The organism is Hymenobacter puniceus, from assembly GCF_014333525.1.
Classification (GTDB): Bacteria; Bacteroidota; Bacteroidia; order Cytophagales; family Hymenobacteraceae; genus Hymenobacter.
Genome location: NZ_JACSCX010000005.1, coordinates 189,510 through 210,395, shown reverse-complemented (window position 1 = coordinate 210,395; position 20,886 = coordinate 189,510). Strand labels below are relative to the sequence as shown.

17 protein-coding genes are annotated in these 20,886 nt (G+C 62.0%); 10 read left to right on the top strand and 7 right to left on the bottom strand.

Annotation, left to right across the window (positions count from 1 at the left end; genetic code table 11):
* Positions 1 to 4 precede the first annotated feature (4 nt).
* Positions 5 to 1,108 carry an Mrp/NBP35 family ATP-binding protein gene (locus tag H8B14_RS15235; RefSeq protein WP_187316516.1) on the bottom strand — a complete coding sequence of 368 codons (1,104 nt, stop codon included), beginning with the start codon at positions 1,106 to 1,108 and terminating at the stop codon, positions 5 to 7.
* 198 nt (positions 1,109 to 1,306) lie between these two features.
* On the opposite strand from H8B14_RS15235, the gene H8B14_RS15230 reads away from it, so the two are divergent.
* From H8B14_RS15230 to H8B14_RS15190, 9 genes are all read left to right on the top strand, one after another.
* Positions 1,307 to 2,560, top strand: a complete 1,254-nt coding sequence (locus tag H8B14_RS15230; protein WP_187316515.1) for a hypothetical protein — start codon at positions 1,307 to 1,309, stop codon at positions 2,558 to 2,560.
* 304 nt (positions 2,561 to 2,864) lie between these two features.
* Complete coding sequence (locus tag H8B14_RS15225; protein WP_187316514.1) at positions 2,865 to 3,878, top strand: LLM class flavin-dependent oxidoreductase; 1,014 nt, start codon at positions 2,865 to 2,867, stop codon at positions 3,876 to 3,878.
* A 255-nt stretch (positions 3,879 to 4,133) separates the two neighbouring features.
* Positions 4,134 to 6,233, top strand: a complete 2,100-nt coding sequence (dnaG, locus tag H8B14_RS15220; protein ID WP_187316513.1) for a DNA primase — start codon at positions 4,134 to 4,136, stop codon at positions 6,231 to 6,233.
* 176 nt (positions 6,234 to 6,409) lie between these two features.
* Positions 6,410 to 7,426, top strand: coding sequence for a potassium channel family protein (locus H8B14_RS15215; RefSeq protein WP_187316512.1), 1,017 nt, complete (start codon positions 6,410 to 6,412; stop codon positions 7,424 to 7,426).
* A gap of 151 nt (positions 7,427 to 7,577) precedes the next feature.
* A complete protein-coding gene (locus H8B14_RS15210; RefSeq protein WP_187316511.1) occupies positions 7,578 to 8,801 on the top strand; it encodes a glycosyltransferase family 4 protein in 1,224 nt (407 codons plus the stop codon).
* A gap of 10 nt (positions 8,802 to 8,811) precedes the next feature.
* Positions 8,812 to 9,978, top strand: a complete 1,167-nt coding sequence (locus tag H8B14_RS15205) for a glycosyltransferase (protein WP_187316510.1) — start codon at positions 8,812 to 8,814, stop codon at positions 9,976 to 9,978.
* An 8-nt stretch (positions 9,979 to 9,986) separates the two neighbouring features.
* Positions 9,987 to 10,409, top strand: coding sequence for a DUF3592 domain-containing protein (locus tag H8B14_RS15200; protein ID WP_187316509.1), 423 nt, complete (start codon positions 9,987 to 9,989; stop codon positions 10,407 to 10,409).
* A 132-nt stretch (positions 10,410 to 10,541) separates the two neighbouring features.
* Positions 10,542 to 11,354 (top strand): pyrroline-5-carboxylate reductase, encoded by an 813-nt coding sequence (proC, locus tag H8B14_RS15195; RefSeq protein ID WP_187316508.1) that lies wholly within the window; start codon positions 10,542 to 10,544, stop codon positions 11,352 to 11,354.
* Between the two features lie 265 nt (positions 11,355 to 11,619).
* On the top strand, positions 11,620 to 12,867 hold the full coding sequence (locus H8B14_RS15190; protein ID WP_187316507.1) for a bifunctional 3,4-dihydroxy-2-butanone-4-phosphate synthase/GTP cyclohydrolase II: 1,248 nt from the start codon (positions 11,620 to 11,622) through the stop codon (positions 12,865 to 12,867).
* 138 nt (positions 12,868 to 13,005) lie between these two features.
* Here H8B14_RS15190 and treA read toward each other — a convergent pair whose 3' ends face one another.
* Positions 13,006 to 14,577: an alpha,alpha-trehalase TreA gene (treA, locus tag H8B14_RS15185; RefSeq protein ID WP_187316506.1), complete on the bottom strand. Its 1,572-nt coding sequence runs from the start codon at positions 14,575 to 14,577 to the stop codon at positions 13,006 to 13,008.
* Between the two features lie 189 nt (positions 14,578 to 14,766).
* On the opposite strand from treA, the gene H8B14_RS15180 reads away from it, so the two are divergent.
* On the top strand, positions 14,767 to 15,552 hold the full coding sequence (locus tag H8B14_RS15180) for a hypothetical protein (RefSeq protein WP_187316505.1): 786 nt from the start codon (positions 14,767 to 14,769) through the stop codon (positions 15,550 to 15,552).
* 203 nt (positions 15,553 to 15,755) lie between these two features.
* On the opposite strand, the gene H8B14_RS15175 is transcribed toward H8B14_RS15180, so the two are convergent.
* The 5 genes from H8B14_RS15175 to H8B14_RS15155 all read right to left on the bottom strand — a co-directional run bounded on the left by H8B14_RS15175 (position 15,756) and on the right by H8B14_RS15155 (position 20,841).
* Positions 15,756 to 16,520, bottom strand: a complete 765-nt coding sequence (locus H8B14_RS15175; protein ID WP_187316504.1) for an ABC transporter permease — start codon at positions 16,518 to 16,520, stop codon at positions 15,756 to 15,758.
* 142 nt (positions 16,521 to 16,662) lie between these two features.
* Positions 16,663 to 17,556, bottom strand: coding sequence for an ABC transporter ATP-binding protein (locus tag H8B14_RS15170; RefSeq protein ID WP_187316503.1), 894 nt, complete (start codon positions 17,554 to 17,556; stop codon positions 16,663 to 16,665).
* A gap of 187 nt (positions 17,557 to 17,743) precedes the next feature.
* Complete coding sequence (locus tag H8B14_RS15165; RefSeq protein WP_187316502.1) at positions 17,744 to 19,495, bottom strand: M14 family metallopeptidase; 1,752 nt, start codon at positions 19,493 to 19,495, stop codon at positions 17,744 to 17,746.
* A gap of 123 nt (positions 19,496 to 19,618) precedes the next feature.
* Positions 19,619 to 20,053 carry a DoxX family protein gene (locus H8B14_RS15160; protein ID WP_187316501.1) on the bottom strand — a complete coding sequence of 145 codons (435 nt, stop codon included), beginning with the start codon at positions 20,051 to 20,053 and terminating at the stop codon, positions 19,619 to 19,621.
* Between the two features lie 101 nt (positions 20,054 to 20,154).
* Positions 20,155 to 20,841, bottom strand: coding sequence for a hypothetical protein (locus H8B14_RS15155; RefSeq protein WP_187316500.1), 687 nt, complete (start codon positions 20,839 to 20,841; stop codon positions 20,155 to 20,157).
* Positions 20,842 to 20,886: the final 45 nt, after the last annotated feature.

The window sequence follows — 20,886 nt, the reverse complement described above, 5'->3', positions numbered from 1 at the left end:
CCAGTTAGGACTTCATTTCCACGATGTTGGTTTTCGGGGCTACGGCGTTGCGGATACTGACCTGGCGGGCCAGCTCCTCGGCCAGCTGGGCGAATACTTCAGCGGCCGGCGTGTTTTCCTGCAAGATGGCAGGCGTACCTTGGTCGCCGTTTTCGCGGATGGTTTGCACCAGCGGAATCTGGCCCAGCAGCGGCACCTGGTGCTTTTCGGCCAAGGCCACGCCGCCGCCTTCTCCAAAGATGAAGTACTTGTTGTCGGGCAGCTCGGCAGGCGTAAACCAGGCCATGTTCTCCACGATGCCCAGCACCGGCACGTTGATTTGCGGCAGGCGGAACATCTGCAGGCCCTTTTCGGCGTCGGCCAGGGCTACTTTCTGGGGCGTGGTCACGATGAGTGAGCCGGTAACGGGCACCGTCTGTACCATGGTGAGGTGGATGTCGGAGGTTCCGGGAGGCATGTCGAGTAGCAGGTAGTCCAGCTCGCCCCAGTCCACTTCTGTGATGAACTGCTTGAGGGCTGAGGAGGCCATCGGGCCGCGCCACACAATGGCCGATTCGGCCGGGGCCAGGAAGCCGATGCTCATCAGCTTTACGCCGTGGGCTACCACCGGCTGAATGAGGTTTTTGCCATCCGGGCCCTGAAATACGTGGGGCCGCTCGTCCATCACGCCGAACATGAGGGGCATGCTGGGGCCGCTGATATCAGCATCGACGAGGCCCACTTTGGCGCCGGTTTTGGCCAGGGCAATGGCCAGGTTGGCCGTGACGGTGCTTTTACCCACGCCGCCCTTGCCCGAGGCAATGGCAATGATATTTTTCACGCCGGGCAGCAGGTCGCGGTTCTGGCGCATGGTGGTCACGCGCGAGGTCATCACAATCACCACCTCGGCGTCCTTGTCCACCATCGTGTGGATGGCCCGCTCGCAGGCGTCGTGGATGAGCTGTTTGAGGGGGCAGGCGGGCGTGGTGAGCACCACCGTGAACGACACGCGGCGGCCGTCAATCTGCACGTCCTCAATCATGTTGAGCGTCACGAGGTCTTTGCCCAGATCGGGCTCCTCCACGTAGCTCAGGGCCTTGAGGACGGCTTCTTTGGTAATGGGTTCCATTATAGTCAGCGAAGAAAGTGCGGATGCAAAGCACAAAGATAACCCGGAAACCGGGGCGGCGGTTGCGTGGTATGGTTTCCCTGGAACGTCCACCCGCCCATACGCAACTGCGCGCCGGATTTGGCTGCGCGTAATCCCCCGCTATCTTCGTGGCTTCTCCTATTATCCGTTTTATTAGTCATGTATCCTTCCCCGCGTATGCCGCTTCGCTTTCATACGACCACCCGCCGTTTGCGCCTGGCCGCCGGCGTCGCTCTGATCAGTCTGCTCAACCTGCAGGTTCAGGCCCAGGACAGCACGCTCACCCGCCTCACCCGCAAATACCAGTTTGCGCTGGAGCAGAAGGGCACCCGGTTTTCAGGTGCGGGCTGGGATAAGCTGCGGGAGGACATCGAGAAAAGCCAGGTGGTGCTGGTCGGCGAAGACCACGGCATGGCCCAGATTCCGGGGTTCACGCAAGCTGTGGCCGAGGTGCTGAAGCCCAAAGTATACGTAGCTGAAATCGACAAGTACCAGGCTCGTGACTTAGCCCGGCTAGCTGCGCAGCCAGGCTTGCCCGTAGCTGTTGAGCGGCAGTACCCGATGGGGCTTTCCTTCTATAGCTGGGCCGAGGAGTTTGAGCTAGCCCGGGCGCTGCGGGCGCAGAACACAGCTATTGTAGGACTGGAGCAGGTAGGATTTTTCGCGCCGGGCCGTTTCTACTCGTTACTGGCTGAGAAAACCAAGAACAGGCAGTCGGCGGCATACCTGCGGCAACGGGGCGCAGCCTACCAGGCCCACAACCAGGCTGTGATGGGCACCGACCCCGGCCAGCTGATGGTGTACCGCCACACGCCGGCCACCCTGGATAGCCTCACGGCCCTGGCCCGCTCGGAAAGCCCGGAAGTGCAGCGCATGGTGCAGGAGTACATCACCAGTGTCCGCATCAACCAGACGGCCATCCAGCCCAAAACCGGCCTCCAAAGCCACCAGGACCGCGTAAACCTGATGCGCCGCAACCTGATGGTCGAGCTGCCCGCTTACCAGCTGCCCAGCCAGCCGCTGCCCAAAATGCTCTTCAAGTTCGGGGCTGGCCACATGGGGCGCGGCGCCAGCTTCACGGGCGGCGTGTACGACGTGGGCAATCTGGCTCTGAATCTGGCCGAAATGCAGGACCAGAAGTCGCTGCACATCTTCATCATCGGCAAGCAGGGCACCCAGACCAGCGGCTTCAATCTGCAAGATTTCAGCAAGAACGTGGCCACCTATTCCAACGCCGAAACCAGCATGATCCGGCCCTTTGTGGCGGCCACACCGGCCGGCGCGGCCTGGCAGGTGTTCGACGTACGCCCTCTGCGCCGCGCCCTGCTCCGCGACCAGCTGAAAATCAGCAGTGCCGCCCTGGTGACTACCCTCATGAACTTTGATTACGTGGTCATCATCCCCGAAACCACCGCCAGCCACAATATCTAGCCCCGGCAGCAGTAGCGCGAACTTTGTAGTTTGCGTCCCCGCGCCGCTGGAGTTGTTGCAACGGTGTAGGGACGCGAACTACAAAGTTCGCGCTACTGCCGTTCTGAGCCGATGAACGGCGTAGAGACGCGACACTTCGCGTCTCGTTGTTGCTGACGTTGTTTAGTCGGTGTGGCCCCGGTCGCTGAACGATGTAGAGACGCGAAGTGTCGCGTCTCTACATCGTTCAGCGAACCGCCAGTTGCCCGGCAGGCCGTAGCTTTAGCCCTGACAACGGACAACTAACAACGGACAACTCACCACCATGCAGCTTGGAATCGACAGCTTCGCCGCGGCCCCTACGGGTGGCACCGCCTCCGACAACGCCACGGCCCTGCGCCAGCTCCTGGAGCGCATCGAGCGGGCCGACCAGGTGGGCCTGGATTTCTTCGGCATCGGTGAGCACCACCGCCGCGAGTTTCTCGACTCAGCCCCGGCCGTGATTCTGGGCGCGGCGGCGGCTCTCACCCAACGTATCCGGCTGGGCAGCGCCGTAGCCGTGCTCAGCGCCGCCGATCCGGTGCGCGTGTTCCAGCAGTTTGCCACCCTCGATTTGCTCAGCCACGGCCGGGCCGAGCTGGTGGTGGGCCGCGGCTCCTTCACCGAGGCCTTCCCACTTTTCGGCCTCAACCTGCACGACTACGACGCCCTGTTCGAGGAAAAGCTGGCGTTGCTGCTTCAGATCCGCGACCAGGAGCAGGTGAGCTGGTCCGGCCGGTTCCGGCCGGCCCTCACGGGGCAGGCCGTGTACCCGCGGCCCATGCAGGCGCAGCTGCCCATTTGGCGCGGCGTGGGCGGCACGCCCGAGTCGTTTGTGCGGGCTGGGGCCATGGGACTGCCGCTGATGGTGGCCATCATCGGTGGCGAAACCCACCGTTTCCGGCCGCTGGTCGATTTATACCGGGAAGCTGGCCGGAAAGCCGGCTTCGCGCCCGAGCAGTTGCAGGTGGGTTTGCACTCCCTAGGCTACGTTGCCGAAACCAGCGAGCAGGCCGTGGCCGACTATTACCCCGGCTATGCCCGCACGTTCACTCGCATCGGGCGGGAGCGGGGCTGGCCGCCCGTCACGCCCGGCCACTTCGAGGCCCAGCGTGGACCCCGTGGCGCGCTGTTGGTCGGCAACCCCGAGGAAGTAGCTGCCAAGATTCTGCGCCACGCCGAGTCGCTGGGCGGCGTGAGCCGCGTCACGTTCCAGATGGACAACGCCGACCTGGCCCCCGAAAAGATGCTCCGCGCTATTGAGCTGCTGGGCGAGCGGGTGAAGCCGTTGCTGGGGTAGAATCAGGGGAGTGGGGCTCAAATGGAACGTCATGCTGAGCCTGTCGAAGCATCTCTACCGCTTCGTTGCAGTAGTAACTCAACGAAGCGGTAGAGATGCTTCGGCAAGCTCAGCATGACAGTTTCTATTACAATGTCAGCACGCGAGATTCCTCGGCTCCGCTCGGAATGACGTTCTTTTAGGCTGCCACTTCGCGGCGGTTCCTGCCTACCTTTGGGGTTCTGTTCCGCTGCTACCCCTGTTGCCCGCACCGCCTTGGCCCGTATCCCCAAAGAAACTGTCGACCAGATTATCCACCACGCCGACATTGTGGAGGTGGTGGGCGACTTCGTGAGCCTCAAGCGCAAGGGCCAGAATATGTGGGCCTGCTGCCCGTTTCACCACGAAAAGTCGCCGAGCTTCTCGGTGGCCCCGGCCAAGGGCCTGTATAAATGCTTCGGGTGCGGCAAGGCCGGCGGGGTGGTGCAGTTCATCATGGACATCGAGGGCACCAGTTACGTGGAGGCCCTGAAGTACCTGGCCAAAAAGTACGGCATCGACGTTCAGGAAGAGGAAAAGACGCCCGAGCAGCAGCTGGCCCAGAACGAAAAGGACTCCCAGTTCATCGTCTCGAACTGGGCCAAGGACCATTACCATAAGCTGCTCCAGGACAACGAGGAAGGCCAGAGCATTGGCTGGAGCTACCTCAAGCAGCGCGGCCTCAACCAGGCCACCATCAAAACCTTCGAGCTGGGCTACTCGCTGGACCAGTGGGACGACCTGCTGAAATCGGCGGAGAAGCAGGGCTACGAGCTGAAGTATCTGGAGAAAACCGGCCTAGTAGTGCGCCGCGAAGACGACCAGGGCCAAGACACCGGCCGCCGCTACGACCGGTTCCGGGGCCGCGTGATGTTCCCGATTCACAACGTGTCGGGCCGCGTCATTGGCTTCGGGGCGCGCACGCTCAAGCCTAACGACAAGACCGCCAAGTACCTCAACTCGCCCGAATCAGAGATTTACCACAAGTCGGATGTGCTCTATGGGCTCTACCAGGCCCGGCAGCCCATTCGTTCGGAGGAGCTGTGCTACCTCGTGGAAGGCTACCTCGATGTGCTGAGTCTGCACCAGGGCGGCATCAAGAACGTGGTGGCTTCGTCGGGTACCTCGCTCACCGACGGCCAGATCCGCCTCATCAAGCGATACACCGACAACGTGACGGTGCTTTACGATGGCGACGCGGCCGGCATTCGGGCCTCGCTGCGCGGCATTGATATGCTGCTGGAAGGTGGCCTGAACGTGCGCGTGGTGCTGTTTCCAGATGGCGACGACCCCGACAGCTACATCCGCAAAGTCGGCGACCAGCGCTTTAAGGAGCACCTGGAAGGGGCCAGCCAGGACTTCATCCAGTTCAAAACCGACCTAGTTTCGCGCGAAGCGGCCCACGACCCGGTGAAGAAGGCTGAAGCCATCCGCGAGGTGCTGCAAAGCATCAGCAAAGTACCCGACCCCATCAAGCGGCAGGTGTTTCTGCAGCAGACTTCGCAGGCGTTTGGTATTGATGAGCAGGTGCTTATCACGGAGTACAACAAGCTGGTGCGCAACGCCACGCAGAAGGCGTCCGGCGGCCAGAGCAGCGCCAGCAGCGGTGGGAGCGGGGCGACTGGCAGTCCGGCCAGCGGCTATAGCGGCGGCCAGCAGGTGCCCAATGGCGGCGCTAGTCAGCGCCCCGCCCCGCGGCCCATGAGCCCCGAGGAAGAGGCCGAAGCCCTGATGTACGGCGCCTCGCCCGAGGACCTGATGGGCGGCGGTGGCGACCTGCAGAACCTCACTCGTGAGGACCTGGAGCCCGTGCCCGACGTGCTGGAGCAGTGCGAGCGGGAAGTGGTGCGCCTGCTGCTGCTCTATTCGGCGCAGCCCTTGGCCCCCGAGGTGGCCGTGGCGCAATACCTGCTGCAACAGCTCGATGATACGCCCTTTAAAACCGGCGTGTATGCCGACTTGCTGCACCTGTGCCGGCAGGAGCTGGAGCAGGGCCGCTGGCCCGAGGTGCGCACCCTCATTCAGCACGGCCGCTCCGACATCCGCAGCGTGGTAGCCGAGCTGGCCACCGAAAAGTACGAGCTCAGTCCCAACTGGACCACCCACCAGATTCATGTCCCCCGCGAGCTGGACCTCTTGCAAACCGCCTGCGACAACGCCATTTTGCGCCTCAACAAGGTGAATGTGGAGCGTGAGCTGGCCGTGCGCCTCGAAGCCCTGCGCAATCCGGTAGATGAGGCCAGCATGATGGAAAACCTGCAAACCATCCACCTGCTCAAGCAGATGGACAACCAGCTGGCCAATCTGCTGGGCACGGTGATTCCGCGCGGGGCCTGATTCAACTAAAAATTAAGAATTAAAAATTAAAAATTAAAAATTGCGTGGCTGGCTAATTTCGTGCAGTCGTTGTTGCGCCTCGAAAGTCTCGCTTATTTCTCGATTTTTGGTTTGTCATAACAGCCAGTCTAAAGCCCCCATTTTTAATTTTTAATTCGCAATTTTTAATTGAAAAAATGTGGCAACGCTTTAATCTGAGTCGGTTTTTCCTGGCTGTAGTCCTCACGATTATCAGCTTTGGTGGGGGCATTCTGGGCTTTATGTGGATTGAGAAATTCACACTGCTCGAGGCGTTCTACATGACGATGATTACCATCTCGACGGTGGGGTTTGGGGAGCTGCACCCGTTGTCGCCGGCGGGGCGGCTGTTCGTTTCGATTTACATCTTCTTCAACCTGCTCGTGGTGGCCTACCTGGTGTCGGTGCTCACCACCTACATCTTCGATGGCGAGCTGCGCAACCTCTTCCACATGCTTCGCACTGACCAGGAAATCCGCAATGTGTCCAACCATATCATTGTGTGTGGCTTCGGGCGCAACGGCAACAAAGCCTACCTCGAATTGCGCGACAGTGGCGCCCAGGTGGTGATTGTCGAGCAAAATGATGTCCTGCTCAAAAGCATTCTGGACGGCGGCGGCAAAATGCTGGCCGTTTTCGGCGACGCCACCACCGACGAAACCCTGTTGGCCGCGGGCATTGCGCGGGCGCGGGCTATTATCACGGCGCTGCCCAAGGATGCCGATAATGTGTTCGTGACCCTGACCGCCCGTGAGCTGAATCCGGGCATTAAAATCATTGCGCGGGCCAGCCTCAAAACCAGCGAAGCCAAGCTGCTGCGCGCCGGCGCCGACTCGGTGGTGATGCCCGACGAAATCGGCGGCTCGCACATGGCCAACCTCGTGATTCGGCCCGAGGTTATTCGGTTCCTGGACATGATTTCAGGTTTAGGCCCTAATAAGTTGCGCCTGGAAGAGCTGCGCCCCGACGAAATGCGCCCTGAATGGCGCGGCCGCAGCATCCGTGAACTGGATATCCGCAGCCGCACCGGCGCCACCGTCATCGGCCTCAAGCACCACGACGGCGAGTTGCTGGTGAGCCCCAGCGCCGATACCGTGCCCCAGCCCGGCGACGTCATGCTGTTCCTGGGTACCGATGACCAGATTGCCTCGCTGGTGCGCCAGTTTCAGGCGTAGCAGTGGTGATGGTAGATTATCTAGAACGTCATGCCGAGCAGAGCGAAGCATCTCGCGTGCTGAGGTTGTGGCGCTATTAATTGCTACACTAGCGAGATGCTTCGCTGCGCTCTGCATGACGTCCAACCCATCACTCCGCCATCCCACGAAAGTGCACATCCTTCAAATCTGTCCGCGCGTTCCGTTTCCTACCACTGATGGTGGAGCCATTGCCATGTATGACGTGGCCGCTGGCCTCGTGCAGGCCGGCCACCGCGTGACGATGCTGGCCCTGAACACGCCCAAGCACTACCAGCCTGCCACCGCCCTCGACCATCTGGGTTCCAACTTCCGCCTGGTTACGGTGGATATTGACACGCGCCTGTCGCCGGTCAAAGCCCTGCGCAACCTGCTTGGTAGCGAGCTGCCGTACAATGTCGAGCGGTTTGTGAGCGAAGCTGCTGCCGCGCAGCTAACCGAGTTGTTGCGCACGCAGGCCGTGGATGTTGTGCAGATGGAAGGCACGTTTGTGGCGTGGTACGTGGACGTGGTGCGCCGGGTGGCACCGGGAGTACCGGTGGTGCTTCGCTCACATAATGTAGAATACACCATCTGGCAGATGCTGGCCCGGCGCGAGCGAAACCCCCTGAAACGGTTCTATCTGGGGCATCTGGCCGGGCGCGTGGAGCAGTTCGAGCACGACTATTTGCCCCGGTTCGATGCGGTGGCGGCCATCACCGAGCCTGACCAGCAGCGGCTGCGCGCCTTGGGTTGCCCGGAGCCGGTGGTATTCGTGCCGGCCGGGGTGGAGCTGGCCCGGCTGCAGCTGGCGCCCCACACTCAGCCCAAACCCCGCACGCTGTTCCTGATTGGCTCGCTGGACTGGCTGCCCAATCAGGAGGGGCTCGATTGGTTTTTGCGCGAAGTCTGGCCCCAGGTTTCCGTTAAATATCCCGGTCTGGAGTTACATATAGCCGGCAAGGAAATGCCCGCCCGCTTTCGGGAGCTGCAGCTGCCCGGCGTGACGGTACACGGCTTCGTGGAGTCGGCAGCGGCCTTCATGCAGCAATACGAAATTATGCTGGTGCCACTGCTGAGTGGCGGCGGCATGCGCATCAAAATTATTGAGGGCATGGCCCAGGGCAAGTGCATTCTGAGCACCACGCTGGGTGCGGAAGGCATTCACGTAAAAGACGGCTTCGACATCGTGGTGCGCGATTCGCCGGCCGCCTGGCTGGAGGTGCTGGACCGCTACTACGCCGGCCAGCTGGCCCCCGGCCTGATCGGGCAGGAGGCCGCCCGCACCATCCGGCGCCTCTACGACAACCGCCGCGTAGTAGAAAGCTTTGTGGATTTGTACAGCGTAGTGCGCCAGCGCCGCGCCGAAACCGCGTAAGTTTGCCTCAATGAAGCTTCTCGTTCTGCTGTCCCGGTTTCCGTATCCGCTCGACAAGGGCGACAAGCTGCGCGCGTTTCATCAGCTGCGCCACTTGGCCCGGCACCACGAGGTTTGTCTGTTTGCGCTGTCGGATGAGCCGGTAACTGCGGCCGATTACGCCGCCGTGCAGCCGCTGTGCGCCGGTGGCTTGCATGTGCACCACCTACGCCGCCCCGGCATCGTGCTGAACATGACCCGCGCCCTAACCCAGCGGCTGCCGCTGCAGGTCGGCTACTTCTACGACCGCACCGCTCAAACCCGGCTTGATGCCCTGATCCGGCAGTTTCGGCCCGACCACGTGTATTGCCAGCTGATTCGGATGGCGCACTATCTGCGCGCCCACACCACCCGCCTGCCCATGACGCTCGACTACATGGACGTGTTTTCGAAGGGCATGCTGCGCCGGGCCGAGAATGCGCCGGGGTGGCAGCGGCCGCTCTGGCTGCGGGAGGGCCGCCGCCTTCGTACCTACGAGGCCCGGGCTTTCGACTGGTTTCGCCACCACACCATCATCTCCGACCAGGACCGCCAGCTTATCGAGCATCCGCACCGCACCCAGATTCAGGTGGTGCTCAACGGCATCGACACGCAGTTTTTCCAGCCCCGCGCCACCGAAACCACCTACGAGTTGCTGTTCTGCGGCAACATGAGCTACCACCCCAACGTGGATGCCGCTGTGTTTCTGGCCGAGGAAATCCTGCCGCTGGTGCGCCAGCTGCACCCCGAAGCCCGCCTGCTGATTGCGGGCACCACGCCCGCAGCCCGGGTGCAGGCACTATCCTCCGAGGCAGTAACAGTAAGCGGCCGCCTGCCCGACATCCGCGACGCCTACGCTGCCGCGCAGGTATTTGTGGCACCCATGCGCGTGGGTACGGGCCTGCAGAACAAGCTGCTGGAAGCCATGGCTATGGAGCGCCCCTGCGTGACGACACCGCTGGCCAACAACGCCCTGCGCGGCCGCCCCGGCGAAAACCTGCTCGTGGGCGAGTCGGCTCCGGACCTTGCTGCCCTCATCATCGGCCTGCTCAACGACCCCGCCGCTGCGGCCCAGCTGGGCCGGCAAGGCCGCCTGTTCGTGCAGGAGCATTACAACTGGGAAGCCGCCACCAACAAGTTGGAAGCGTTGTTTGAATAGCCCGCCTGATGCTGGATTGGTTGACTGCTTTACTTACAGCACTAATTCTGGGTAGCGTGTGGTTTCGGGTCGGTAGAGAGTCATGTAGGCTGCTGTTGGCGGCTATTCAGCTAAAGCGCCACGGAATACACAAAACCGGAGAGGTAATCGGGTTCGAGGAAAGTGCTGATAGCGAGGGGTACAGGTATTTTGCCCCTATTATAGTCTTTTCCTATCAGGGCAAGCAGTGGCAATTTGTGTCGCAGATTGGCTCCGACGAAAAAAGCCTTGCCGGAACTTACATCAATATCATTCATGATCCGCTGACACCTGAAGTGGCCGAAGTGGATAGCTTTGCGGCGTTGTTCAGCGGGCCTGTTTTGGGTCTTGCAGTCCCCGCAATTGGGGGATTATTGACAGTTGGCTTCGTAATTCAGAAGTTGCTCACGTAGGGTGGCTCATGCTTCTTCCATGTGTGCATTAGCCGCCTTCCTGTGTCTGCCCGCAATGGCTGTCAATGGCTGTACTGCTGCCGACTGCGCCAAGCATACTCGCATAGCTCACCAATTTTAACTGTAAACCCCATGACTCCTCTTCGCATTGCAATCCTGGGCTGCGGCAACATGGGCATGGCCTTCGCCAAAGCGTTTCTGCACTACAACCTTGTGGAGCACGCCGATTTGCTGCTGCTCGGCCGCGACGCGGCGCATTGCCAGCGGCTGGGCGCCACCCACCAGGGTCTGCCCACCGGCCTGCTCAAAGCGCCCGTGGGCAGCTACGATGTGGTGATGGTAGCTGTGAAGCCGCAGGATTTCAGTAAGATAGCCGCCGGACTGCGGGCGGTGCTGCTGCCCGGGCAGGTGGTGGTGTCCATTATGGCCGGTATCACCATCGGGCGGTTGCAACGCGAGTTAAGCCACCAGCAGGTGATGCGCGCCATGCCCAACACGCCGGCGCTGCTGGGGCTGGGAATCACCGGGTTTTCGGCGGCGCCGGAAGTGGAGCGCAGCCGCCTGCATCAGGTGGAGAACCTGCTCAATGCCACCGGCCGGTCGATTTTCCTGGAAGATGAAAGCCTGCTCGATGCCGTGACGGCTGTGAGCGGCAGCGGCCCGGCGTATTTCTACTACATCGTGCAGGCCATGATGCAGGCGGGCCGCGAGCTGGGCTTCTCCGAGTCGGTGGCCGGGCTGCTGGTGAAGCAAACCATGCTGGGCGCCTACCACCTGCTCAACAGCTCCGACAAAACCCCTGACGAGCTGATTGCGGCCGTGGCTTCCAAAGGTGGCACCACCGAAGCCGCCCTGCGCGAATTCCGCGCCGGTGGCCTGGCTGAAACTTTGCAGGCCGGGATGAAAGCTGCCCAGCAACGCGCCAAAGAGCTGGCGAAAGAGTAGCTGAGTTGAGGCGTAATTGTTCTGTCATCCTGAGCTTGCGAAGGACCTTATCACTGCTGCACGAACTTGGGCAAGTAGCTTCCCAAGCGTGATAAGGTCCTTTGCAAGCTCAGGATGACAGAACGCTAATTCGCGTGGCTACTCAGTTACTCGCTCACTCTCTCGTAACTTCGCGGCACTGATGCTGGTTGTAGCAGCAGCTTCGCGCGGTTCCGGCCGGAACCATACGCCGCGAAATCCTAATAATCTGCAAAATCTGCAATTCATGCTTGATTCCATCGAAGACGCCATTGCCGATATCCGCGCCGGTAAGGTAGTGGTAGTCGTGGACGACGAAGACCGTGAAAACGAGGGCGACTTTATCTGCGCCGCCCGCTGTGCCACGCCTGAGGTCATCAACTTTATGGCCACCCACGGCCGCGGCCTCGTGTGCGCCCCGCTCATCGAGCAGCGCTGCGAAGAACTGGGTTTGGAGCTGATGGTGGGCCGCAACACGGCCCTTCACTCCACGCCCTTCACCGTCAGCATCGACCTGCTGAAAAACGGCGTAACCACCGGTATTTCGGCTTCTGACCGCAGCAAAACCATTCTGGCCCTCATCGACCCCGACACCAAGCCGGAGGAGCTGGGCAAGCCGGGCCACATCTTCCCGCTGAAAGCCCGCAAGGAAGGCGTGCTGCGCCGCGCCGGCCACACCGAAGCCGCCATCGACCTGTCGCGCCTCGCCGGGTTTGAGCCGGCCGGGGTGCTGGTGGAAATCCTGAAGGAAGACGGCGAAATGGCCCGCTTGCCCGAGTTGCGCGAAATTGCCGACAAGTGGAATCTGAAGCTGATTTCGGTGCAGGACCTGATCAAGTATCGTCTTGAGAAGGAAAGCCTCATCAATCGCGAAATTTCGGTGAAGCTGCCCACCGACTACGGCGACTTCGACCTGATTGCCTACACCCAGCGCACTACCAACGCCCAGCATCTGGCGTTGGTAAAAGGCGACATTGCCAACGGCGAGCCGGTGCTGGTGCGCGTGCACAGCTCCTGCGTCACCGGCGACATCTTCGGCTCGTGCCGTTGCGACTGCGGCCCACAGCTGCACCGCGCCATGCAGCAGATTGAGCGCGAAGGCCGCGGCGTGATTGTGTACATGAACCAGGAAGGTCGCGGCATTGGCCTGCTCAACAAGCTGCGCGCCTACAAGCTGCAGGAGCAGGGCCGCGACACGGTGGAAGCCAACCTGGAACTAGGCTTCGGTATGGATGAGCGCGATTACGGCGTAGGCGCGCAGATTCTGCGCGACCTGGGAATCAGCAAGATGCGTCTGCTCTCTAACAACCCCCGCAAGCGCACCGGCCTGATTGGCTACGGCCTCGAAATCGTGGAATCGGTAGCCATTGAGGTGGAGCCCAACGAGCACAATGAGCGCTACCTCACCACCAAGCGCGACAAGCTGGGCCACACCATTCTGCACAAAGACCGCACCCCGCACCTCGACCCGGATTCGGTAGTGGGCGTGGAGTAGAGCAGCCTGACGCTTACTGGAGTAATTGCAAAACGCCCCGCACGGATTCGTGCGGGGCGTTTTTTTTGTTAGTGCCGAAGGTCTGTAGCTTACTTTTCTGCCTCGACTTATGCGAAGCAAGTGCGGCGCACTATCCACTTACGGCTGCTTGGCGCTGGAATGGTTCAGTAGGTAGAGCAGCACGCCGTTAGTCCAGCCGAAGCCATCCTGTAGCGGATACTCGCCACCGCCAGCGGGCAGGCTGGTGTTTTGCACGTTGTATTTTTCCAGCAGCTTGCCGGTTTGCTGAAACACGCGGCTGTTCAGGCGTACCCAGCGCGTGGCTACCGTGTCGGCAAGGGGCTGCTGTTCGTAGCGGCGCAGGCCCTGGATGGCCAGATACTGCAGCGGCGCCCAGGCGTTGGGCGCGTCCCATTGCTGGCCGCTGGCGTTGAGCGTCGTGAGCAGGCCGCCGTCCTTCAGAAAATCCTTTTGCAGGCCGGCCGCTACCAGCTTGGCCTGCGGGGCAGTGGCCACCCCAAATGCCAGCGGAAACACGCCCGCCAGCGTCCGGATGGCGGCCGGGCGGCGCTGTGGGAGGTCATAATCGGTGAACCAGCTGGCGGTTTTGTTCCAGCAGTAGCGCTGGATGGCTGCCTGGCGCCTAGTCGCTTTCAGGTCCCAGCTTTTAGCCGTAGCGGCCTGGCCCTGGGCTTTGTAGGAGCGGGCCAGCGTCTGTTCCAGCGTCAGCAGCAGGCAGTTCAGGTCCACGGGTACCAGCTCGGTGGTGCGGATGGACGTCAGCTTGCCATCGGGCCCGAACCAGCGGGTGCTGAAGTCCCAGCCAGAAGCGGCTGCCGCCCGAATATCACGATAAAACTGGCGCGGGTTGGCCAGGCCTTTCGCCGCGGCCACATCCTCGGCGTACGACTCTTCGCGGGGCTCGGTGCTGGTGTCCCAGTAGCGGTTGAGCACCTCGCCACCCGGCATCCTGACGGCGCGGAGGCTGGCCTTGCCGGGCGCCAGCGAATCGGCCCCGGCCATCCAGTAGGCGTATTCGCGCAGCAGCGCGGGCTGGTAGCGCGGCAGCACCGAGTCGGTTTGCTGCTGGGCCAGCAGCTGCACCATCAAAGCAAAGAAGGGCGGCTGCGAGCGGGTGAGGTAGTAGCTGCGGTTGCCGTTCGGGATGAAGCCGTAGCGGCCCAGCAGGTAGGCGAAGTTGTCGGTCATGCTGCGCACCAGCGACGTGCGGCCGGCCTCACTCAGCCCGATCATCGTGAAGTATGAATCCCAGTAATACACTTCCCGGAAGCGGCCGCCCGGCACCAAATAGGGCTTGGGCAGCGGCAGCAACGACGAGAACCGCGCCACCGAATCCTGGGGGCGGCGCTCCAGCACGCGCCAGAGCGTATCGAGGTGGGGGCGCAGGCCGGCGGCCACGTTGCTGCGGTAGGTGCTGGCATCGGAGGCCGGCAGTTGGAAGCGGGCCTTCGTGAAGGTGGCCAGGTTGAAGCCGGGCTGGGTGCGCTGCTGGGCATAGTCGGCCAGAATGCGGGCCGGCGGGGCCAGTGGCACCATATCCACAAACGTCTTATTGTCGGGGTACACACGGCCCTGCTGCACTGCCTCGAACAGGCCGGGATAGAGCTGGCGGGGCGTGAGGGGCAGCTGAGCCGTAGCCCAACCAGCGGACAGACAGCAGAGCAGGAAGGAGAGGAGGGTTTTTTGCATAGCAAAGGAGTGGGAGCGGTGAGAGCCTGAAGATACGAGTTCTGGCGGCCTGGCAGCGGGCCAATGGTTGGGGAAAGGCCCGCCTTGCGTCCGGTTCTACGGAACCCACCGCACAACAGCAGAGTTAGCTGGAAAAAGCCGCGTGCAGGCATGGCGGGCCCGTATTTTTTCGGCTATCTTTCTCCGCATATGATGAAGCTTCCTACCGTTGTACGTACGCTGCTGACCGCCTTGGCGCTGAGTGCCGCACCCGTCGCGCTGGCCCAGCAAAACCAGCGGGCTTTGGTGCAGGAGTTTGCCGGCAGCACCATTCTGCTGGCGTCCGGCGACACGCTCCGGGGCCCTGTTACGCTGCGCCGCGACCAGGACGTGCTGCTCATGGCCCAGCCCGATGGCACTCTGACGACGCTTTCGGCGGTATCAGTCAACAGCTTTGCCGTAAAGGGCGAGCAAATCGACAGCCGCCTCGGCAACGGCTACTACGACAACTTCTTGGATGCCCGCAACGGCTACTACTACGGCAACCCTCTGTACGGCGTGCCGCGCCTGCGCCCCGAAACCGAAAACCTGAACCGCGTGCGGGTGTTCCGCACCTTCCGTTGGAACCGCGGCAATGACTACAGCGACTTCACGTCGCCGGCATTCTTCGAGCAGCTCAGCAATGGCCCCCGCATGCTGCTGCGCCGCGAGTCGTTGGTGGAGCGCACCGTGAATAATGGGCCGTACGGCTACGGCGCTTACGGTTATGGCGGCCGCAACTTCGGCACCTACACCGAGAAAAAGGACGATTTTTACCTGGCTACGCCTACCGGCAGCATCATTGCGCTGCGCAACCCCAAGAAGGATCTGCTGGCTGTATTTCGGGGGCAGGCAAAGCAGCTGGAGCAGTACGCCCGCACCAACAACCTCAGTTTCACCGTGGCCCGCGAGCTGGCCTTTATCGTGAACTACGCCAACTCGCTGGTAAAGGAGTGAGTGGCGGCGCTGTCATTGCGAGCGGAGCAAAGCAATCCATCCTCTCATAACCAGACAGGGGCCTGACAGCAAAGCCCTCCGGCAGTAGTGTGCTAAACCAATGCCGGAGGGCTTTGCTGTGCGTTGACGCTCACATCTTTTAAAGGTAGGATTGACGCCGCTTGATGCGCGGAATGTCGTACCTTCTCGCAATGACAGCAACCTTACAAATCCCGGTTGCGCAGCAGCAGGTAGCTCAAACCCCAGAACAGGGCCGTATATGCCAGCGCCAGCGGCAACGCCTGGCTGGGCAGCAGCGCTACAGAAGGACCCGTGACGGTAGCCAGCACCTCTTGCCCGGGCATGGGCGTGAGGCTGTTGAAGATTTTGGCGGGTAGGTAGCGGTCCAGCTCATCGGGCAGGGACAGGCGCAGCAGCGGCTCGGCTACCCACAGATACAGCAGAAACAGCAGGATGGCGGCTCCGCTGCGGCGCACCAGCACGGCCACCAGCGCGGCCAGCGCCAGTACCCCCAGCACCTGCACTCCGTAGAGCAGCACGGCCGGCAAACCACCCGCGGCCTGTGCCACCGTACCCGCCGCCCGCGTCAGCCCAAAATATGCCCCGATGCCCAGCACTACCAGCACCGCAAATCCCGCCAGCAGCCCCGATACCGCCAGCTTATTCTGCAGCAAGCCTGCCACCGAGCTGCCATCAATGACCTGCTGCCGGAACGTGCGAAACTGAAATTCGTCGGTAATCAGGATGATGAACAGGATGCCCAGCAGCATGGTGAAGTAGCTGGCCACGTAGCTCAGCTTGTCCCACAGCCCCGGAAACGCATACAGCGACTCGCCCAGGCGTTGGCCATTTACGTTCAGGTTGCCGCCCGCCGCCACAAACAGCAGCAGCAGTACGGCGTAAGCCAGTAGAATAATCCAGACAGTACGATAAGGAAGAATCTTGCGAAGTTCGGCGCGAAAAAACATTTCTTGATGTGCTGATTTTTAATGAGTTAATGTGCTGTCTTTCGATGCGTTGGTGAAATGCTGGTTTTTGGTGCTGCGCTGGTCTAACTCATTAAAAAATCAACGCATTATTAGCACATCAGCATATCAAAAAATCAGCACCTCACTTCGTCAGTTCCAGGAACTGTGCCTCCAGGCTACGGCGGCGCAACTCCAGGCCGGCCAGGACAATGTTCTGGGCAAACAGGGCGCGGTTGAGGTCGGCGGAGCCGTGACCGGGCGCGAGGGCCACGCTAAGCTGGCCGTCAGCTTCGGCACGTATGTCCGACACCCAGGGCAGCGCAGCTAGGGCCTGCTGCACGGTGGCCGCAGCCTGCGGCTCGGGGCGCAGCAGCACCCGGTCGGCGGTGGCCAAGATGTTGCCGACGGGCCCGGCCGCCCGTAGCTCGCCGCGCTGCAGCACTGCCACGTGGGTGCACACCTTCTCGATTTCATCGAGCAGGTGGCTAGCCAGGATGATGGTTTTGCCTTCCGCCGCCAGGCGCTGCACCAGGCCGCGCACTTCGGCAATGCCTTGCGGATCGAGGCCATTGGTGGGTTCGTCGAGCACTAGCACCTCGGGGTTGCCGAGCAGGGTGGAAGCCAGGGCCAGCCGCTGCTTCATGCCTAGCGAGAAGCCCCGGAAGGCATCGTGCTGGCGCGTGCCCAGCCCCACAGTATCCAGCGCCTGGTCGACGCTGCGCGGGTCGGCTTGCTTGATGTCGGCGGCCAGCTGCAGGTTTTGGCGGGCCGAGAGGTAGGGGAAGAAGTTGGGTGTTTCGAGCAGCGCCCCGATGCGCCGCCGCCCGGCCGAGGTAGGTGGCTGCCCAAACCAGCGCACCGTCCCGCCCGAAGCCCGCAGCACGCCCAGCGCAATGCCCAGCGTGGTGGTTTTGCCGCTGCCGTTCGGCCCCAGTAGACCATATACACTGCCCGGCTCCACCTGCAGCGTCAGGCCCCGCAGCGCCGTGGTGCTGCCGTAGGTTTTGGAAAGGTTGTCGAGTTCGAGGATGGGCATGAGTGGGGAGCAAGTAATAAAAGGGATACACAACGCTTTCAGGCCGTCATGCTGAGCATGTGGCGCATCAAGTCAGTGTGCGGAGCCGCAGTCGAAGCATCTCTACCTCAAACTAATAAATGGTTTCACAACGAAGCGGTAGAGCTGCTTCGACTGCGCTCAGCATGACGGCCTTCCAACAGTTAGTCTACTCTACCGGCAGCGCGCCGCCCAGCCAGCGGACTACCGGGTAGCGCAGGTGGGTTTTTTCGTAGTTCGGCGACTGGCGGTACACCCAGTCCAGCTGGGCAGCGCCGCTGGCGGCAAAGGCGGGGTTTTGCTGCTTGAGCTTCTCCAGCCGCGCGCGCAGGGCCGGGTCGCGGCGGAGCAGGTCGGCGGCCACATCCTCGAACACGTAATCCGAGAAATACTCTTTCTGCTGTAGCACGCTGTCAAAAAAGCCCCAGGCAAAAAACGAGTCGGTGGCCTGCGGCTCCAGTGTTTCGATAAGGTAGCGGGCGGCCGGCTGGTTGAGGTCGGCCACGTAGTCACCTTTCAGGAAGGTTACCGGTTGCGGCGCAGTGCGTAGCTCCACGGCCGTATGCACGTAATGGCCTTCGTAGGGGCGCTGGCCGGTTTTGTAGTCCTGCACGTAGTACACATCGGCGGTGAGGGTAGTATCCTGGCGCAGGCGGCGCAGCTGCACGCCCGAGAGGCGCAGGCGCTCCAGCACCTCGCCCCAGGCCTGTGGAATCAGGTAGGCCACCGGCCGCTGCACCTGCACGGTGGGCTGAAACGTGTTGTAATACGGAATCTGGCGCGAATACGGCGCTTTGCGGTCGTAGTAGAGGCGGGGCTGGCCGCTGATGTCGCTGGGCTTCAGCTTGCCTTCGTAACCCAAAAACGTCACTTTGTCGGCGGCCGTGGTGTCAAGCTTCCAGGCCAGCGGGAACGTGGTTTGGGCGGCGGTTTGCTGCTGGGCGGCGGCGCGGGCCTGCGCCAGCGCGTCTTTCTGCTGGGCCACGGCTTGCACCAGCAGCTCCAGGAAATCGTACTGAGCCTTCACGCGGGGCGCGTAGGCCTTGAGCATGTGCGTTTCCGTGACGAAGCCGATGGTATTGAACAGCGTAGTATAGCCCGTAGAGTAGCGCGGCGACTCCATGAAGCCCGTCAGGCCCCGCGCGTCGGGCGTGCGGCCCTCGAAGTCCACGTAGGGCGTCATGGGGCTTTTGCGCTTGGCCATGCCGCCGTACACGGCCGGCAGTAGCTGCCCGTTGAGGTAGCTGCGCAAAGCCGGGTGCAGCTTGCTTTGCTGCGTGGCAATGAGCGTCATCGTGTACTGGTAGTCGGCGCCGTCGGAGGTGTGCGTGTCCACGAACACGTCGGGCTGCCAGCGCTGAAACAGCTGCGCAAAGGCGCGGGCATTGCGCGAATCCTGCTTGATGTAGTCCCGGTTCAGGTCGAGGTTGCGGGCATTGCCGCGGAAGCCGTAGCTCTCGGGCCCGTTCTGGTTGGCGCGGGTCGTGGAGTTACGGTTTAGTGCGCCATCGACGTTGTATATCGGAATGATTACCAGTGTAATGTCCGTGAGCTGGCGGCGCAGCTTAGGCTGCTGCACGTAGTCACGGGCCAGCATCATGGCAGCATCAATGCCCTCCGGCTCGCCCGGATGAATGCCATTCTGGATGAATACCACGCGCCGCCCTTTGGCTCGCACCGAAGCGGGGTCGGCGTCGCCATCGAGACTAACCACCACTTCGTGCAGCGGACGGCCACTGTCGGTGGTGCCAGCCTCGCGCAGCGTTATTTCCGGGTAGGCCGCATCCAGGCGCTGGTAGTAGTCGATGCAGGCGGCGTGGGTGGTGGTGGTATTGCCGTTGCCCAGCTCGTAGGGCGTGCGCCAGTCGGTTTTGGGAGGCGCCGACGACAGCAGCAGCGCAGAAAGCAGGAAGGAAAGCATGCGGCAAAGGTATGTATTAGGGCTTAGGGACTAGGGTCTGGGGCTTAGGATAGAAAGAGGCCACAACGGTCCCGTATATTTCCTAAGCTCCAGGCCCTAGTCCCTAAGCCCTAACTCTTAAGCCTAATACAGCCGGCGGCGGGCCGGGAACAGCAGTTGGTCGAGGCTGAGGCGGCCGGGGCCGCTCAGCAGCAACCCTAGAAACAGAATGGCCGACTCCAGCGCGTGCGAGTAGCCGCTGAACCCGTCGCCGGCGCTCAGGTGCTGTACGGTGGCCATAAGCATGGTGCCCAGCAGCAGGGCGCAGGCCACCCGGAAAAACAGGCCCAACGCCAACAGCTGCCCGCCCACAGCTTCAGCTACGGCCGCCATAAATCCCCAGAAAGCCGGCGCAAAGTCTATTCCCACCACCTTCATCACGCTACCCACTTTCACCCAGGCCTCGGGTCCGCCAATCAGCTTGGGGTAGCCATGTACGGTGAACATGACACCAATGCCCACGCGCAGCAGCAGCAGGCCGAGGTCGTGGGTGCGGTAGCGGTTTTCGAACAGAACCATAGGAAAAAGGGTATTCCGGAATACTTAGTCGGGGGTGGAATGGTGCTTGCGTTGGCAAAGTACAAGAAATATGCAGCACTGCAAGCCCCGACGTTTGTCGGCTACTGGTAAAGTAATACCCCCGTGATGCGCGCTGCCGGCGGAATATCCGTCGAATTCATTTCCGCCGGATGCTTATCGGGCAGCGAGTTCGGGTCGATAACCCAGGCAATCTTCACCTCGCCCGATACAGCCGCAAAGCCAGCAGGCGTGTTGCGCACCCGTGTGAGCCCCAGGTTCTGGCGGGCAGCCCCAAACGGAGAGCCCACGCCAATGCCCTCGGCCGTGCGGTACTGCGGGTCGTAGATGCGGATGCGGCGCAGGCGGTAGCCACCCGCCGAGTCGGCAATCATGTGCAGGATGTTGGCGGGGGCAGTGGGGCGCCGGGCGTCGCGCAGTTCATAGGCCGGCAGCTGCTGGCCGTTGTCGGAGTAAGTGGTGGCGCGCAACTGCTCCGCGGGCACAATCTTCTTGATTTGGGCTTCGCGCATGCCCAGCCGCAGCAAACCGGCGCGGCCGGGACTGATCAGGTACTGCAGGTCGAGGTCGGCGGCGGCGGCCGGAACACCAGGCTCCTGGGCTACGCCCGTGCTGCCGGGCTTGAGGGCGGCCGGGTCGGTGGCGCCGTCGGCGGGCAGGAAAGGGGGCGTGCCCGAGTCGGAAGGGGAGCCACAGGAAGCAAGCAGAGCGCTGGCCAGAAAAGCAGTTGCCAGCGTGGGAACCAGAGAAGTAAATCGATTCAGCATCATGGGCATACGGCGGAATCGCCACCGTAGTTGATGCTGCTCTAGGCG

Excerpts from the sequence above, each read along its gene's own strand:
- H8B14_RS15235 (WP_187316516.1), bottom strand. The coding sequence starts at position 1,108 with ATGGAACCCATTACCAAAGAAGCCGTCCTCAAGGCCCTGAGCTACGTG.
- H8B14_RS15230 (WP_187316515.1), top strand. The coding sequence starts at position 1,307 with ATGCCGCTTCGCTTTCATACGACCACCCGCCGTTTGCGCCTGGCCGCC.
- H8B14_RS15225 (WP_187316514.1), top strand. The coding sequence starts at position 2,865 with ATGCAGCTTGGAATCGACAGCTTCGCCGCGGCCCCTACGGGTGGCACC.
- H8B14_RS15215 (WP_187316512.1), top strand. The coding sequence starts at position 6,410 with ATGTGGCAACGCTTTAATCTGAGTCGGTTTTTCCTGGCTGTAGTCCTC.
- H8B14_RS15205 (WP_187316510.1), top strand. The coding sequence starts at position 8,812 with ATGAAGCTTCTCGTTCTGCTGTCCCGGTTTCCGTATCCGCTCGACAAG.
- H8B14_RS15200 (WP_187316509.1), top strand. The coding sequence starts at position 9,987 with ATGCTGGATTGGTTGACTGCTTTACTTACAGCACTAATTCTGGGTAGC.
- proC (WP_187316508.1), top strand. The coding sequence starts at position 10,542 with ATGACTCCTCTTCGCATTGCAATCCTGGGCTGCGGCAACATGGGCATG.
- H8B14_RS15190 (WP_187316507.1), top strand. The coding sequence starts at position 11,620 with ATGCTTGATTCCATCGAAGACGCCATTGCCGATATCCGCGCCGGTAAG.
- treA (WP_187316506.1), bottom strand. The coding sequence starts at position 14,577 with ATGCAAAAAACCCTCCTCTCCTTCCTGCTCTGCTGTCTGTCCGCTGGT.
- H8B14_RS15180 (WP_187316505.1), top strand. The coding sequence starts at position 14,767 with ATGATGAAGCTTCCTACCGTTGTACGTACGCTGCTGACCGCCTTGGCG.
- H8B14_RS15175 (WP_187316504.1), bottom strand. The coding sequence starts at position 16,520 with ATGTTTTTTCGCGCCGAACTTCGCAAGATTCTTCCTTATCGTACTGTC.
- H8B14_RS15170 (WP_187316503.1), bottom strand. The coding sequence starts at position 17,556 with ATGCCCATCCTCGAACTCGACAACCTTTCCAAAACCTACGGCAGCACC.
- H8B14_RS15165 (WP_187316502.1), bottom strand. The coding sequence starts at position 19,495 with ATGCTTTCCTTCCTGCTTTCTGCGCTGCTGCTGTCGTCGGCGCCTCCC.
- H8B14_RS15160 (WP_187316501.1), bottom strand. The coding sequence starts at position 20,053 with ATGGTTCTGTTCGAAAACCGCTACCGCACCCACGACCTCGGCCTGCTG.
- H8B14_RS15155 (WP_187316500.1), bottom strand. The coding sequence starts at position 20,841 with ATGATGCTGAATCGATTTACTTCTCTGGTTCCCACGCTGGCAACTGCT.